This is a genomic window from Arthrobacter sp. SD76, from assembly GCF_049726125.1.
In the GTDB taxonomy this organism is placed as follows: domain Bacteria; phylum Actinomycetota; class Actinomycetes; order Actinomycetales; family Micrococcaceae; genus Arthrobacter; species Arthrobacter nitrophenolicus.
The window spans coordinates 23,911-39,447 of sequence record NZ_JBNBLR010000002.1 but is presented as its reverse complement, the minus strand read 5'-3'; the positions used below and the strand labels follow the sequence as shown (position 1 = coordinate 39,447).

Here is a 15,537-nt window from a genome sequence, read left to right as displayed (position 1 = left end):
CATGGGCGAACAACCGAACACTTCCCTTACCTTGGAGTCGATTGCTTCGGCGGCCGGGCATAGTCTGCCCCGCACGGTCGATATCCGTGAAGTGGGACCCCGGGACGGGCTGCAGCTCGAACGCACCCTGACACTTGACCAAAAGATCCGAATGATCGATGGCCTCGTAGCGGCAGGCGTGAAGCGCATCGAAGTGACCAGCTTCGTGTCCCCAACAGCGGTGCCGGCCCTGGCCGACGCCGCAGAACTCGTCCAGGAACTGCACCGCTGGCCAGAGGTTGAATTCTGCGCCCTCGTTGCCGGCGTCGGCGGCGCCAAGCGCGCCTTGGCCGCCGGGATCACCCACCTCGAGTACGTGATCTCCGCGTCGGAAAGTCACGCCAGAGCCAATGCGGGCAAGACCATCGCAGAATCAGTGGATGCAGGCAAACACATCCTGAAGATGGTCCACGACGCCGGAGGAATCTGCGAGGTCATTGTCGCAATCTCCTTCGACTGCCCATTCGAGGGTCCCACACCAGTCGTGCACGTAACTGACATCGTGAGGGCCTTCGTTGAGGCCGGAGCGGACCGCATCTGCCTAGGCGATACCATCGGTACCGCCACACCGGACCGCGTCATCGCCCTCGTCCAGGCCATAAGAGAACAGGCGCCGGGACACTCCGTCGGGCTGCACCTGCACAACACGAGAGACACCGCCCTGGCGAACGTACTCGCCGGGCTCCTGATAGGTGTCACGGACTTCGACGCTTCCATCGGCGGCCTGGGTGGATGCCCGTTCGCTCCGGGCGCAAGCGGCAACCTGGCCACAGAAGACCTCACCAACTTCCTGGAAGACATGGGAATCCACACCGGCCTGAACATTGCCGGGCTACAGCAAATCAGCGCCGAGGTGGCCGATTTCGTCGGGCACGAGCTGTCCGCGTCCCTGGCAAGGGTCGAACCACGGATCGGCTTCACCTACGCAACAGACAACGTCGTCCTTACCCAACACTGAAAGAGAAGCATCATGGACAAGCACCTGGAAGTCACGCCGGACCGCATGCGCGAAATTCTCGGGCACTTCTGCACAGGACTCACCATCATCACCTCAAGCACGGAGCAGGGACCCGTCGGGTTCACCTGCCAGTCTTTCTCCTCACTGTCACTGGAACCGCCGCTCATCGCGTTCAACCCTTCACGGTCCTCCTCCACCTGGCCGACAATCCGGACAACCGGGAAGTTCTGCGTCAACATTCTCCCGGAAGAGCATCGCGAACTCTCCGGCAAGTTCGCTCGCTCCGGAACCGACAAATTCTCCGGCGTCAGCCACGCTGCATCCCCGCTTGGCAGTCCCATCCTTGATGACGCCCTTGCCTGGATCGACTGCGAGCTCCATGAGGAGTACGACGGCGGCGACCACACTATTGTCATCGGCCGCGTCAAGGCCATGGATGCCCGCGGTGGGGCCGAGCCGTTGCTGTTCTTCAAGGGAAGTTACGTCGGGATCGGTGCTTGAAAGTCCTGGGTGTGGACGCGAGTCCACACGGTCCTGGCTAGACCCACCGCATGATTTCCGAAATACTGGCCGGCGCCGCTGATGCCGGAGCAGTAACGGAACTCATCCGGCACGACGACGAAACCGTCCTAGCAGAAATAGCTGCCGCCGACGGCGTGGTTTCGGCAGTCCAACCTACCGGGCCAGTCACACGGCAGCAATGCGGCTGCTTTTGGAGCGGATCGAACGCAGTACCGCAGAGACCGGAGGTCCGCTGCACGGCACCGTGACCATGGTCGCGATGACCGGCGCATCCGCCGCTCACTTTCTCGGCACGAGGGAACTCAGCAATGTGCTCAGCGGATTTTTCGGAACACAGGTCCTGTCTCCGGACATCTATCTGGATTCCACCGCATTCAACCCCGATGGCGCGATCGAGGAGAAGGGCGCCCAGCGCCTCCGGCTCCATGGCGCAGCTCTGACCGAACTTGCCGCCGCCGTACGAAGATCTCACAGTCTTCACCTGATCCGGCCTTGGCGTTAGGGACGGGATCAGCCGCCGCTCTTGGGGCTGCTGATGACCGCGCCCCTGGACGCTGCAAGGCATCATGCCCCTGCCGCCCCCTTGCGCACCTCTCGGCCCATAATGAAACGACCGTTTCCCGGAGTGCGGCGGCGGCCTCCCAATCAGAACATTGCGAAGGAACAGAGCCGTGATGACTGAACACATGTGCGAAGTGCCGGCCACCGCTCTGCTTGCCGATGAATTCCTCGACTTCTTTGATGGCTTTTCCGTCGGTTCCAACGACATGACCCAGCTAACCTTGGGCCTCGACTGGGACTCTGCCATTGTTGCCGAAGGCTTTGATGAAAGAGACGCGTCGGTCAAGAAGCTCCTCACCATGGTTATCCAGGTATGCAACGCTCGAGGCAAATACGTTGGTGTCAGCGGACAAGGACCCAGCGATCACGACGACTTCGCTCAATGGCTCGTTCGCCAAGGCATCCAGTCAGTCTCCCTGAGCCCGGACACCGTCGTTGACACCTGGCAACGACTCAGCGTTCCAGAGACCCTCGCAGTCTGACAAGCCCATTGGTCCACTGGCAAGAATCGATATGCGGAAGGGAAGACGTGGAAATTAGGGACGTCCTTGACGCTCCGGCTTCGACGAGGCATGCCTGGGCTACCGAGTTGCCCGCTGGCTTCGCCCTGGGAGATTTCGTGACCAACTGGAGTCAGGCGCTTCTAGGCATGCCTGTCGTACTGTCCGGACCAGGTCTGGCCGCCATCGGTGGATACGTCGACGCCAAAATGGAAGACGGCTCGGCCCTCTGGATTAGGGACGAGACCTGGTCCAGGCGCCTTATCCATCGTTCTGACGGCTACGCCGTGCGCGTGGTCAACTGCTCCTCAGAGCCCGTCCGCGGCCCTGAGGGTAAGCGGCACTAGTAAAGCATTTCAACCGGGAGGTCACCCTACAAGCTAACCCTCCCGACCAGCCCTCGTCATATCAAAGCGTCCGAATTCTCGACATGCTTCCGCAACAGCTGCGACAGCAGCCCGAAAGTCGGATGTTGAGAATCCGGTCGCGACCTCCCCAGAAGGATCACCCCCGGGGAGGAAAACCCCGGGCGCGCTCGCTTTGCCATACACCGGGGGCTGATTATGAGGAGCATTCAGCTTCTGCTCGAACCAAGGTGATCGACTGTCCGCGCCAGTGCAAAGATTTGCCCTATCTGGATACCCTGCTGCACGGAGCGGCTGTGTGCGAAATGACAGCTGGAATACCGTTGCATTATCAGCATCGAAGTGACTGGAGTCACACTTCCGATCAGTTCGGTTCATCTTAATCGGCATCCGCGGGACCACGTTCTGCGGTCCGTCGGAGGATTCAGAAATGTTTATGCATGCGTTCCAGACAAGCATCGCTGCTGCCGAAACGGGCCGGATTTTTTCGGAGAATTCCGGCATTCAGACTTGGGAAGTGCTGTCATGAAAAGGCGAAATTCGGGTCCAGCGAACCTGGCCACTCCCGTCAATGGCAGCCAGTCGCATTCCCTATCCTGGTGCTTGTCTTCCGCCCCACGTATAAGAGCGCATGCGATCTCGGACTGGGACGACTTCCTGCATGAGGCCAGCACACAACGCCAAGAAGACACATTCGAACCACTTCCAGATTTCGGCAAATCAGCTCCCCACGTCATCTAATAGCCCCGCCCGCGATGGAGCGCCCTGTCAGCAACGCCCTACTTCGCCGGGCCCCTTCACCATCGCCGCCCCAGCGCGACATCAAGGGCACGACATCACGACCGGCAATTCGCTTCAGAGAGGAAGCACATGAGTATCACCCACCCTCGTCTCCCGATCGCGTCCGGCAGCCAAGGTCACGCCACAGCTACCCGTGAAACCCGACATCGGGGCTGGGGCCAGGCCAAGGAAGCCAAATCGGGAAACACCAACCGGCAAGGCAGCCTGACGGCATACCCCTGGGAAGGTCTCTACATGGACACTGGCGAAACCCCTAATTCTGCCAGCGAACCTGCCCTCATCCCAGACAACCAACTCGGACTATTTCTGACCCGCTTAATGTACGGCGAATAGCGTCAAGCAAAAGCCCAGTGCTGAGGGAAACGTCAGTGCCGGAGTTCTCGCAGCTACTTCTACTCCCTTGCTTGGAAGCCGATAACGGATATTCCGTTAAGCCAGCGGACGGCGTCAGGTTGGGGTGTAGGCCATGCTGGCAGGGTGAAGGGCTCTCCCTCCTGCACGCGACCTATGCCGGGCAACCCTTAGGTACCCTTGATGCATGCCTTCTACCGTGCCAAGTGCTGAGACGACATGGGAGCCGCTCACCGCACAGGCTGTCGGAGACCTGCTCGCTGCGTCGCCCGTTCGTTGGTGGCTCTCAGGAGGTGCCGCTCTCGACCGCTGGCTGGGCCAGCCGATTCGAGACCGCTCCAACAGCGATGTGAGTGTGGTGTTCAGTGACCTGCCTCAACTCATGGCGAGCCTGCCTGCGGGATTCGACGCGTGGGCGCTGCACGATGAAGACCAACTCGTACCGTTCGCAGAGAGCCGGCACGACGAGGAAGTGCATCCCGTGCTCGTCCGCGACGTGGGGAAGAACGTGTGGGTGCTGAAGATTAACGTCGAGGACGGTTCGCCCAGCGGTTGGGTGTACAAGCGGGACCCGCGGCTGCAGCTGCCTTGGGACCGCGCGGTGATCGACTTGGGTGGCATTCCGACGGGAGCGCCCGAGGTGCAGCTTGTTTGGAAGGCGTTGCGGCCTCGGCCGGAAGACGACCTCGATAAGGACGCCGTGCTGCCGAAGCTCTCTAAAGAGGCGTGCGCCTGGTATGAGCGCTGCATCCTCACGATCCATCCGCACTCTTCGTGGTCGATCCATGTTCGCAGCCCCTTTGCGCCCGCGAAGGCCAGCTGGAACCGAAAGAGCAGTTGACGCACGGCCCTACTCGCGGACGGCGGTCAGAACCAGCGACCGGAACCACCGTTGGACCGGTGTTAGGCTGGCCTCGCGCCGGGTGTACAGCGACACAGGGGTACTCTGGCCCGGCCACGGAAGGTCCGCGATCCGTAGGCCGGGGAACCAGCCGTTGAACACCTCGGCGACGTGCCGCGGCAGCAGGGCCACAAGGTCTGTTGCGTTCAAGACCGCTGGTACGGTCGCATACTCCTCGACAGTCAGCACCACCTGTTGCATCAGTCCGTGCTCGGTGAGCACCTCCAGAGGAAAAATGTGGCCTCCGCGGGCTGAGACCCGCAGGAAATGGCGCCCCACGAACATGTCGGGTGCCGTTTGCGGAAGGGGATGCTTTTCCGAGACGAGGGCGACGTACTCTACGGCGCGAACGTTCGAGCGCCACAACTGAGTGCTGTTAATCATTGATACGGTCAACGCAAGGTCGATCGTTCCCCGCGTGAGCCCATCCTCGACCTGGTCCGAATCCAGCCTCTCCGTCTGCAGGTGCGGGCGGGCAGCTTCGCGTGCAAGGGCCGACATGATGGGTGGAAGAAAGGTCTGCTCGCCGATTGAGGTGAGTCCGAGCATCAGTTGGCCGCTGAAGCCAGCGGGCTCGAAGGCGTCTGTTTCATTGACCGTTGCATCGATTTGCGCCAGCGCTTCGTGCAGCGGACCGAACAATTGCGTGGCCTTCGCAGTCGGCACCATGTCATGCCCCTCTCGGCGGAACAACTCGTCACCGAACCGCGCTCGAAGCCGGCGAAGCGTGTAGCTGACGGTGGGCTGCGTCACATGGAGCCGCTGTGCGACTGCGGTGACACTACGCAGTTCATAGAGCACCACGAAAGTGCGCAACTGGTTGAGGTCGGTGACGGACATCCATCGATTCTATCTATAGAGGCGCTGGCGAATATCTATTCGACTGCATCTTTCTGTCCTGCGAGCATTGAAGCGTAAGCCTTCTAAGTGACAAGGACGACACTCGTTGATTATCGACATCCATGGCCACTACACGACTGCCCCGGCCCAGCTCGGCGCCTGGCGCGACCTGCAGATCGCTTTCTCCGAAGGGCGGGGTGAGGCCCCTGATCCGTCGAAACTGAAGATCTCCGACGATGACATCCGCGAGACCATCGAGGCGAATCAGCTCAAGCTGATGGACGAGCGCGGCAGTGACGTCACCGTCTTCAGCCCTCGCGCCTCGTTCATGGCACATCACATCGGTGACCTCGAGGTCAGCCTGGCCTGGGCGCGCATTTGCAACGATCTGTGCGCACGGGTGAACGAGCTCTTCCCGCACCGCTTCCTTATGGGGGCGATGCTGCCACAGTCGCCGGGCGAGGACCCGGCGACCACCGTCGCGGAGCTGACTCGGGCCGTCGAAGAACTTGGCGCCGTCACCGTCAACCTCAATCCCGATCCATCCGGTGGCAAATGGACGGCGCCGGCGCTGACCGATCGTTCCTGGTACCGATCTACGAAAAGCTCGTCGAATTCGAGATCCCCGCCATGGTGCACGTGAGCACATCCTGCAAGCCGGTCTTCCACACCACCGGAGACCACTACCTGAACGCCGATACGACGGCCTTCATGCAGCTGCTCAAGGGCGACCTGTTCCGTGACTTCCCCGAGCTCAAACTCGTCATCCCACACGGCGGCGGTGCCGTCCCATACCACTGGGCAGATTCCGCGGCCTCGCCATGGCGCTCGGCAAGCCGGAACTGGAAGAGCACCTGCTGAACAACGTCTTCTTCGACACCTGCGTCTACCACCAGCCCGGGATCGACCTACTCACGAAGGTCATCCCCGCGGACAACATCCTCTTCGCCAGCGAAATGATCGGAGCGGTGCGCGACATCGATCCTCGCACCGGCCACTACTTTGACGACACGAAGCGGTACGTCGATGCCACCGAGAACCTGACCGACGCAGAGCGGGTACAGGTGTTCGAAGCCAATGCCCGCCGCGTTTACCCGCGTGTTGACCGCGCGCTGACCGCCCGCGTGCTCTAAAGAGGAGGAACCCCTATGCGTTTGAACAATCTTGGACTCATCCACACAAGAATCGACCGCCCTGCTGCCGAAGACGTTGCACGCCTGTCCAAGTTCGGTGTGGCGACGATCCATGAGGCGATGGGCCGTGTCGGGCTCCTGCGCCCCTACATCCGCCCTGTCTACACCGGAGCCAAACTCTGCGGACCGGCGGTCACCGTGCTACTGCAGCCCGGCGACAACTGGATGTTCCATGCCGCCGCCGAACAGGTGCAGGAGGGAGACGTGATCGTTGCCGGCTGCACCACAGAGAGCGAGGACGGCTTTTTCGGTGAGCTGCTCGCCACTTCATTAGCCGCCCGCGGCTGCAAGGGACTGGTGATCGACGGCGGTGTCCGCGATGTGGCAGACCTGGAGCGGATGGACTTCCCAGTGTTTTCCCGCGCTATAAACGCCAAGGGCACGGTCAAGGCAACGCTCGGGTCGGTGAATGTCCCTGTCGTCGTGGCGAACGCGCTCGTCAACCCCGGTGACGTCGTCGTCGCGGACGTCGACGGCGTAATTGTGGTGCCACGCGAGCTGGTCGGGGCAGTCGCTGAGGCCAGCCAGACGCGCGAGGACAACGAAGAGTCAAAGCGTCAAAAGTTCCGTGAGGGCGTACTCGGCCTCGATCTCTACGGGATGCGCGAGCCGCTGGCCGCCGCTGGCCTCGAATATGTGGAGGACTGAAATTGGCGCACGGAGACCTGACCATGGAGCACGGAGAAACAACTGGCGGCTTCGAGAAGTCCGCCGGTTGGCTTGACTGGTATGACGGGCCTTCCAAGCCCACGTTCCGCCTGCCAGCGGGGGCAGTCGATGCGCACTGCCATGTATTTGGTCCAGGCAAGGAATTCCCCTACGCCCCGGAACGGAAGTACACGCCCTGCGACGCCTCTGCAGAGCAGCTCTTCGCTCTGCGGGATCAGCTCGGCTTCGACTACAACGTGATCGTTCAGGCGACCTGCCACGGTGCCGACAACCGGGCGCTGGTCGACGCGCTGCACCGCAGCGACGGGCGGGCACGCGGCGTCGCGACCGTCCGCCGTGACGTAACGGACAGGCAGCTCGCCGAGCTGCACGAGGCCGGCGTCCGCGGTGTGCGCTTCAACTTCGTCAAACGCCTCGTCGACCGCGTCCCCACGGACTCGCTTGAAGAGATCGTCGCGAAGATCGCGCCACTCGGTTGGCACGTGGTCATCTACTTCGAGGCCGCGGACCTGCCCGACCTTTACGACTTCTTCTCCAGCATCGAAACCGACGTCGTGGTCGACCACATGGGCCGGCCAGATGTAACGAAGGACCCCAACGGCCCCGAGTTCGAACTGTTCCTGCACTTCATGCGCGAAAACCCGAACGTCTGGACCAAGGTCTCCTGCCCGGAACGGTTAAGTGTCAATGGGCCCCGCGCCCTGGACGGCGAACAGTACGCCTACACCGACGTGGTTCCGTTCGCCCGTCGCGTGGTCGAGGAGTTCCCGGACCGCGTGCTGTGGGGGACCGACTGGCCGCACCCCAACCTCAAGAACCACATGCCCGATGACGGGCTGCTGGTCGATTACATCCCCCAAATCGCCACGACGGCGGACCTCCAGCAGCGCCTGCTCGTGGACAATCCCCGTCGCCTCTACTGGCCCGAAGGAGCATGACATGGCGCTCGACAAGCATTACAAGCAGGTTCCCGGCACGACCATCTTTGACGCTGACATGGCCCGCAAGGGATACCATCTGAACCAGTTCTCGATGTCTCTGATGAAACCTGAGAACCGGGAGCGTTATCTGGCAGGCCGTGAGGCCTACCTTGACGAGTGGCCGCTCTCGCCGAAGCAGCGTCAGGCCGTGCTCGACATGGACCTTAACGCAATGATTGCCGAGGGCGGCAACATTTACTTCCTGAGCAAGATCGGCGCTACCCACGGCCTGAGCTTCCAGCAGATGGCCGGCTCGATGACGGGCATGTCCGAGGCCGCCTACCGTGACATGATGCTCGCTGGCGGGCGCCGCCCCGAGGGCAACCGCGCCAAGGACCTCGACGGCTGGACGGCGCCGGTGCCTCCCGAGAAATCTGAGACCGTGCGTGAGAACGCACCGGCGAAGTACACCTCGGCGCTGTTCACCTCGCACGTCCCGGCGATCGGTGCCGCAATGGACCTTGGCAAAACCGAGGAACCGTACTGGAAGAAGGTCTTCGAGGGGTACGAGTGGACCCGCAAGTGGGCAAAGGAGAACACACCCGACGTCGTCATCCTCGTCTACAACGACCACGCGACGGCGTTCGACTCCTCCATCATCCCAACTTTCGTACTCGGTACTGGCCTCGAGTACCCCGTGGCCGACGAGGGCTACGGCCCCCGCCCGGTTCCGGATGTAAAGGGTTACCCGGAGCTCGCCGCGCATATCGCGCAGTCGGTCATTCAGGACGACTTCGACCTCACGCTCGTCAACGAGATGGTCGTTGACCATGGTCTCACCGTCCCGCTCTCGCTCGTTTTCGGCGACGTTGAGGAGTGGCCATGCAAGGTAATCCCGCTGGCAGTCAACGTGGTGCAGTACCCGGTGCCTTCCGGTCGTCGCTGCTACGAGCTCGGCAAGGCGTTGCGCCGCGCCCTGGATAAGTGGGACGGCCCGGAGCTCAATGTGCAGATCTGGGGCACCGGTGGCATGAGTCACCAGCTGCAGGGTCCGCGCGCCGGCCTTATCAACGAAGAGTGGGACAATGCGTTCCTCGACCACCTCATCGCCGATCCACTGGGCCTGACCGAGTGGCAGCACATGGAGTACGTCGACGAGGCGGGCTCTGAGGGCATCGAGCTTGTGGACTGGCTGATTGCGCGCGGCGCGATGGACGACCAGTTCGGCGGCCAAGCCCCCTCGGTCGACCACCGGTTCTACCACGTGCCGGCGTCGAACACGGCCGTCGGGCACCTGGTCATCTCGAACCCCGCAGCGGCCACCGGACAGGACGCGGGACAGCGGGGCGAGACAATTACGGAGGCGGCAGCAGGCACGCCATCTCTCGCTCCGGTGGCCCAGCACGCCACGCCGGCGCCGGTCCTGAGTAGCTGATCAGCAAGGAGACAACGAAATGAGCAATGAGAAGGTCCGCGTAGCGGTCGTCGGTGCCACGGGCGCTTTCGGTATGAAGCATCTCGATGGCCTTGCCGAGATTCCCGAGGCGGTGGTCACCGTCGTCACGGGTACAACGCAGGAGAAAGCGGAGGCGGTCGCCGCGAAGTACGGGGTGCCAAACGCCGTAGTCGGCTTCGATGCAGTGCTTGAGCGCGATGACGTCGACGCGGTGATCCTCGCCACGCCGACGCAGATGCACGCCGCGCAGACCCAGGCGGTGCTCAAGGCCGGCAAGCATGTGCAGGTCGAGATCCCCCTGGCCGACTCGCTCACAGACGCGGAGGCGACTTCGGCTGCCGCCGAGGCGTCGGACCGCATCGCCATGGTCGGCCACACGCGGCGCTTCAATCCATCCCACCAACTCGTTCACAACCGGATTGCCTCAGGCGATTTCAATGTGCAGCAGATGGACGTGCAGACGTACTTCTTCCGCCGCACGAACACGAATGCCAAGGGTGAGGCCCGCTCATGGACCGACCACCTGCTGTGGCACCATGCCGCCCATACAGTGGACCTGTTCGCCTACCAGGCCGGCAAAATCGTTCAAGCGAACGCCATCCAGGGCCCGATCCATCCCGAACTCGGCATCGCTATGGACATGTCAATCCAGCTCAAGAGTGAGACCGGGGCAATCTGCACCCTGTCCCTGTCGTTCAACAATGACGGGCCCTTCGGCACCTTCTTCCGCTATATCGGGGACACCGCCACGTACGTAGCACGCTACGACGATTTGTTCAACGGCAAGGACGAGCAGATCGACGTATCGAAGGTGGCGGTCAGCATGAACGGCATCGAGCTGCAGGACCGCGAGTTCATCAACGCGATCCGGGAGGGCCGTGAGCCGAATTCCTCGATCCGCCAGGTCATCGACTGCTACCGGGTGCTCGGTGCGCTCGAGGAGCAGCTAGCGTGATTCTGCCGAAAATCGGCCTTGGCTGCATGTCGCTGAGCCACGCCTACGGGTTTCCGCCCTCGGTCGAGGACGGTCTGGCGTTCCTGCGCTCGGCACTGGACGAAGGCGTAGGCATGCTCGATACCGCCACGCTCTACGGTGGCGGCCTCAACGAGGAACTGGTCGGGCGGGCGATAGCAGGCCGCCGCGACGAGGTGCTGCTGGCCAGCAAGGGCGGCATGGCGATGGTCGACGGTGTCAAGAAGATCGATGGACGACCTGAGACGCTGCGCGCCCAGGTTGACGCCTCGCTGGCGCGCCTTGGCGTGGACCACATCGACCTGTACTACCTGCACCGGTGGGACAGGGAGGTGCCTATCCAGGAGAGCGTTGGCGCGCTTGCTGAGATGGTGGCCGCCGGCAAGATCGGTGCCATCGGACTCTCCGAAGTGTCCGTCCAGCGTCTGGGGGAGGCCCAGGCCGCCGCTCCCATCGCCGCGGTGCAAAACGAGTATTCGCTGTGGAGCCGCAACCCCGAGATCGGGATGCTTGAGGCTACCCGCGTGAGCGGGGTCGCACTGGTGGCCTTCTCACCCCTCGCGAGGGGTTTCCTCAGCAATGGCTTCGACTCCCCAGAAGACTTCGCGCCCAAGGACATCCGACGAGGAATGCCCCGCTTCCAACCCGAGCATTGGCCCGCCAACTCGTCGCTGCTACCCCAATGGCGCGCTATGGCAGCGGAGGCCGGTTGCACTCCGGGGCAACTCGCCCTCGCGTGGGTACTCTCGCGGGGTGAGCACGTGGTGCCGATTCCGGGAACAACGCGCTTGGATCACCTCCGCGAAAATCAGGCGGCTGCAAGCCTCTCGATTGACGCGGAGGTGCTCACCCGCGCAGGTGACCTGATTGGAACGTCCACGGTATCGGGCCAGCGCTATGCAGCAGCTGCAGCACGCGAGGTTGACGCCGAAACCTTCGAGGACGCCGCATGAGAGCGATTTCATCGATGGCGACCCGCCACGTTCTCACCCACCTAGCGGAGGTGGCCGTAGCTTCCGGTTTGCCCAGCGTTGACCTCGAGTCCGTCGGTGGCGTGGACGCCGCCAGGCGTGTGAGCGAGAAGGAGCAGTTCGATCTAGTGTTCCTTGCCCACGATGCACTGCGGCGGCTCGCCGAAGACGGGCACGTCATTGAGGAATCACTGACGCCACTCATGCTCTCGCAGGTCGCGGTGGCCGTTCCCACGAATTCGAATGCGCCTGCTACCCACCCAAAAACACACGCGTTCCCCGACGCCGCCGGCCTCCGCGCCGCTCTGCAACATGCCACTCGCATCGGCGACTCGACCGGACCCAGCGGCGTCGCACTCATGAACATGATCGACGACTGGGGCCTCGGCGAAGAGCTCAAGCAACGCATGGTCCAGGCACGGCCGGGCACTCCGGTCGCCCGAGCCCTCGCTCAGGGCGACGTCGAACTCGGGTTCCAGCAGCTCAGCGAGCTAGTGGGACAGCCCGGCATCCAAATCCTCGGAGCACTTCCGCCAGACTGCGCCATCGACACGGTCTTTGCAGGCGCCGTCGCGACAACCTCGGAAGACCGTACTAATGCGCTCGAGATACTGGAGTTCTTTTCCTCGCAGACCGCGATACCAATCGTGGCGGCGCACAGCTTCGCGCCGACTGAATCCTAAAGGGAAGGCGCCATCCTCCCTGCTACCGCTAAAACGTTGCTTGCATGCTGTCCCCGAGGCGAGCTACACGACGGGACAGGTGCTGGACCTCAGCGGCCACCGCAACACGGCGTAGCGCCTGCAGAACATCACCGATGTCCCGAGCGCTATTGCGGCAGTGGAGGAAGCTGTGGGATCCGCCGACCGCCGCGCACAGCTCACGGACAGGCTCTTGAATTCGTTTGGGCACACTGAGGAAGGCAAGGAAGCCGTCACCGCCGTTCTCGCCGCGGACCGAGACGAGAGCAAACACCCTCGCGAGAGCGTTCGAGGTGGGAATCAACCCATAAAGGGCATGAAGTTCGCCGATCTAGGTAGAACTGGGGAACGAGAGGTTGATCTGGGCTAGCGAAGCACATCACCCGTCGCCTTGTGCGTCAATGGTTTCCGCATGTGTGATCGTCGACTTTGTACGCGATAGGCATGGGGGTGTCTTGACCTTTTGGAGTTGAGAGGGATCGGGCGGTTCCTCTCCCCGTTTGGTCAGCCGGCAGACGACGGTAGTTGGCTTTCCGGTCACAGGGAGGAACTACGACGTCGCGACCAGGGACGCGTACAGTGCCCGGTTCCCAGCGCCGCACCGCGGGTGGTGGGGGATACTTGAGCATTATGGATCTGCAACGCCTTGAGAATGCCGCCGACGGCTCTGTCAATACAGCCGTCGGCTCGACCGCCAACACGCTTCGATTGATTGCGCTGTTCCGCGACACGAAGGAGTTCAAGGTCTCCCATGCAGTCGCGGAGCTCTCTGTCGCGGTCGACGGCGCACCGACTGCTCAAAAGGCTCGTGCACGCCGAATACGTCGAACACGACTTGGTGACTCGTTCATACCGGCCCGGGCGCGTCCTGACTGAGATCGGAGCGGCGCTTTCGCGTGACGCCCACGTGCACGAGACTGATCGCGCCGTGCTGCAGAGGCTTGCCGCCGCGACGAAGGAGACGGTACACCTCGTCGCGCTGCGCGCAACAAACGTCATATTCCTCGACAGCGTCGAGGGCTCGCAGATGGGTAGCGCGATAGGCAGGGTCGGGCGGACCCTCCCTTCACACGCCACCGCGGCGGGGAAGGTCCTGCTCGCCGCTTTGACCGATGCAGAGGTCAAAGCGATCTATCCAGTGGAGCTGATCCGCGGTGGCCGCGGGCACAGCTCGGTTCCGCGCGTGGATTTTTTGGCCGAGCTCGAGCTCGTGCGCGCCCGTGGTTACGCAACGAACGACGGCGAGACTGAGCCCGACGTGAGCGCGGTCGCGGTTCCTTTGCTCGATCGGTTCGGTTTCGCTCGGGCGGCCGTCTCCGTCACTGCCCCACGCTCGCGTGCCTCCGACGCATGGATGCGCAAGACCGCCCTGCACGCCGCCCGGATCACGGCCGGAGAGACGCTCTCCTGAGTCGAGGTATGGGGTGAGGGCCGCAAGGTGGGAGTATGAAGGTGTGTGGCCCAGAAATCTCCGCCCAGTTGACGAACTCGTCTTCGAAGTCTTCCGTTTGAACGCACGGCTGCTTGCTGCGGGCGATACGACCCTGAAGGAGCTCGGCCTTACGAGCGCGCGCTGGCAGGTTCTCGGCGCCATCGCCAATTCCGATGACCGCGTCACCGTCGCTGACATTGCCCGAACAATGGGTCTCACTCGGCAGGGTGTGCAGCGGACGGTCAACGACCTCGTTGCGAGCGAATTGGTGTCTTTGGAGGAGAACCCGCGCCACCGACGGGCCAAGATCGTCGCGCTCACCCCAAGCGGTTATGAGACTCACCTTGCGGCGCTCAACGTGTGGCGCGAGCAGTGGACGGTCGCCATGGAAGAGATTCTGGATGACGACGAGATGACCGAGACGACCAGTCGCCTGCGTCGCCTGCGCGGACTGTTGCAGAACAAGACACGACGCCCGCTGGTTTGACAACACCTTGTCACTCTTGTGCGACATGGCAACATGTTGCTATATTTGTTCCCCAGAGCGCGACATAGCGCACTGCCCGTGGTAACCAGCGGCAAATCAAAGGAGATTTTGATGAGCGTCATCACCGACGAACCGCACGCAGCCGTCCTGCCGAACTGACCGAGTCCTCCGAAATCCCTGGACCCGACGGCGTCCGGGAGCCGCTCAAGGTGAACGTTTACGAGCGGATATCGAAACAGGTCGCTCAACTCGTCCCAATTTTTCCGTATGACGACGCCGGCGCAGTCGTGCCGTGTGCTGCGATTATGTGGGGCGGCCGCGAGCACGGACACTACTTCCACTGGAATACCGTCTCCGAGGTCGTGGTGTGCTGGGGCTCGAACGAAGCGATGCTGACCACCGGCCAGATTATGGCGACGCAGAAGTACCATGGCGTCAATTCGTTTCTGAAAGACGAGACCAACCCCGATGCCTACGTCATGGTGACCGTCACGCAGCGTCAGTCAACGGAGGCTGGTCAGCGTGAAGCCATGGTGGCAAAGTGCCAGGGTTGTAAAAAGGAAATGCTTCGCCACGAGTACGCCGCCGGTCCCCACGGCGCTCCTGACTTCGACCCCGAGCGCTTCGGCCGCGCCGACGACGTCTTCCGTCAGTTCTCGACGCAGGTCGGCTCGTCCGAATTCGCTGACATGCGCAACTCCGACGAAGGACGCACGTGCTCCGAGTGCGGTTACGTCAACGCGCCTCTTCCCATCGACCCCTGGAACTGGGGCCGACAGGTTCAGCAGACCCGTCTGGTGAACTCCGGCTTCCACGCAATGCGCGTCCTTGCAGAAAAGGCAGGTGCCTGATGGCCCGTCGTCGCGCTGTGCAGGCCTTTAAGGCGGCCGCAACCCT

General features: G+C 62.5%; 16 protein-coding genes and 2 pseudogenes. 17 read left to right on the top strand and 1 reads right to left on the bottom strand.

Going from position 1 to position 15,537, the window contains the following annotated elements; genetic code table 11:
• The first annotated feature begins 1 nt into the window (after window position 1).
• The 6 genes and pseudogenes from ACPEE0_RS21855 (at window position 2) to ACPEE0_RS21830 (ending at window position 4,938) form a co-directional block, all read left to right on the top strand.
• Window positions 2-997 carry a hydroxymethylglutaryl-CoA lyase gene (locus tag ACPEE0_RS21855; RefSeq protein WP_424575384.1) on the top strand — a complete coding sequence of 332 codons (996 nt, stop codon included), beginning with the start codon at window positions 2-4 and terminating at the stop codon, window positions 995-997.
• Between the two features lie 12 nt (window positions 998-1,009).
• The gene (locus tag ACPEE0_RS21850; RefSeq protein ID WP_424575383.1) at window positions 1,010-1,498 is read left to right on the top strand and encodes a flavin reductase family protein; all 489 of its coding nucleotides are present in this window, start codon (window positions 1,010-1,012) and stop codon (window positions 1,496-1,498) included.
• Between the two features lie 172 nt (window positions 1,499-1,670).
• Window positions 1,671-2,021 (top strand): annotated as a pseudogene (locus tag ACPEE0_RS21845) (hypothetical protein); the annotation flags it as partial.
• A 142-nt stretch (window positions 2,022-2,163) separates the two neighbouring features.
• A complete protein-coding gene (locus ACPEE0_RS21840; protein ID WP_424575623.1) occupies window positions 2,164-2,562 on the top strand; it encodes a putative PEP-binding protein in 399 nt (132 codons plus the stop codon).
• 167 nt (window positions 2,563-2,729) lie between these two features.
• Window positions 2,730-2,927 (top strand): hypothetical protein, encoded by a 198-nt coding sequence (locus ACPEE0_RS21835; protein WP_424575382.1) that lies wholly within the window; start codon window positions 2,730-2,732, stop codon window positions 2,925-2,927.
• 1,357 nt (window positions 2,928-4,284) lie between these two features.
• On the top strand, window positions 4,285-4,938 hold the full coding sequence (locus ACPEE0_RS21830; protein ID WP_424575381.1) for a hypothetical protein: 654 nt from the start codon (window positions 4,285-4,287) through the stop codon (window positions 4,936-4,938).
• 9 nt (window positions 4,939-4,947) lie between these two features.
• Here the strand turns inward: ACPEE0_RS21830 and ACPEE0_RS21825 are convergent, their stop codons facing one another.
• Window positions 4,948-5,838, bottom strand: a complete 891-nt coding sequence (locus ACPEE0_RS21825; RefSeq protein ID WP_424575380.1) for a LysR family transcriptional regulator — start codon at window positions 5,836-5,838, stop codon at window positions 4,948-4,950.
• A 106-nt stretch (window positions 5,839-5,944) separates the two neighbouring features.
• On the opposite strand from ACPEE0_RS21825, the gene ACPEE0_RS21820 reads away from it, so the two are divergent.
• The 11 genes and pseudogenes from ACPEE0_RS21820 to ACPEE0_RS21770 all read left to right on the top strand — a co-directional run bounded on the left by ACPEE0_RS21820 (window position 5,945) and on the right by ACPEE0_RS21770 (window position 15,491).
• Complete coding sequence (locus ACPEE0_RS21820; protein WP_424575379.1) at window positions 5,945-6,481, top strand: amidohydrolase family protein; 537 nt, start codon at window positions 5,945-5,947, stop codon at window positions 6,479-6,481.
• A pseudogene (locus ACPEE0_RS21815) lies at window positions 6,394-6,971 on the top strand (amidohydrolase family protein). Before ACPEE0_RS21820 ends, ACPEE0_RS21815 begins: the two are co-directional and overlap by 88 nt.
• A gap of 15 nt (window positions 6,972-6,986) precedes the next feature.
• Window positions 6,987-7,679 (top strand): 4-carboxy-4-hydroxy-2-oxoadipate aldolase/oxaloacetate decarboxylase, encoded by a 693-nt coding sequence (gene ligK / locus ACPEE0_RS21810; protein ID WP_424575378.1) that lies wholly within the window; start codon window positions 6,987-6,989, stop codon window positions 7,677-7,679.
• Window positions 7,680-7,702: 23 nt separating this feature from the next.
• Complete coding sequence (locus ACPEE0_RS21805) at window positions 7,703-8,638, top strand: amidohydrolase family protein (protein ID WP_424575622.1); 936 nt, start codon at window positions 7,703-7,705, stop codon at window positions 8,636-8,638.
• A gap of 1 nt (window position 8,639) precedes the next feature.
• Window positions 8,640-10,055, top strand: a complete 1,416-nt coding sequence (locus tag ACPEE0_RS21800) for a protocatechuate 4,5-dioxygenase subunit alpha/beta (RefSeq protein ID WP_424575377.1) — start codon at window positions 8,640-8,642, stop codon at window positions 10,053-10,055.
• Between the two features lie 19 nt (window positions 10,056-10,074).
• The gene (locus tag ACPEE0_RS21795) at window positions 10,075-11,031 is read left to right on the top strand and encodes a Gfo/Idh/MocA family oxidoreductase (RefSeq protein WP_424575376.1); all 957 of its coding nucleotides are present in this window, start codon (window positions 10,075-10,077) and stop codon (window positions 11,029-11,031) included.
• On the top strand, window positions 11,028-12,002 hold the full coding sequence (locus tag ACPEE0_RS21790) for an aldo/keto reductase (protein WP_424575375.1): 975 nt from the start codon (window positions 11,028-11,030) through the stop codon (window positions 12,000-12,002). The genes ACPEE0_RS21795 and ACPEE0_RS21790 overlap by 4 nt, the downstream gene beginning before the upstream one ends.
• Window positions 11,999-12,703 (top strand): substrate-binding domain-containing protein, encoded by a 705-nt coding sequence (locus tag ACPEE0_RS21785; RefSeq protein ID WP_424575374.1) that lies wholly within the window; start codon window positions 11,999-12,001, stop codon window positions 12,701-12,703. The genes ACPEE0_RS21790 and ACPEE0_RS21785 overlap by 4 nt, the downstream gene beginning before the upstream one ends.
• 769 nt (window positions 12,704-13,472) lie before the next feature.
• Window positions 13,473-14,132, top strand: a complete 660-nt coding sequence (locus ACPEE0_RS21780) for an IclR family transcriptional regulator (RefSeq protein WP_424575373.1) — start codon at window positions 13,473-13,475, stop codon at window positions 14,130-14,132.
• 97 nt (window positions 14,133-14,229) lie between these two features.
• Window positions 14,230-14,640 (top strand): MarR family winged helix-turn-helix transcriptional regulator, encoded by a 411-nt coding sequence (locus ACPEE0_RS21775; RefSeq protein ID WP_424575372.1) that lies wholly within the window; start codon window positions 14,230-14,232, stop codon window positions 14,638-14,640.
• A gap of 209 nt (window positions 14,641-14,849) precedes the next feature.
• On the top strand, window positions 14,850-15,491 hold the full coding sequence (locus tag ACPEE0_RS21770) for a hypothetical protein (RefSeq protein WP_424575371.1): 642 nt from the start codon (window positions 14,850-14,852) through the stop codon (window positions 15,489-15,491).
• Window positions 15,492-15,537: the final 46 nt, after the last annotated feature.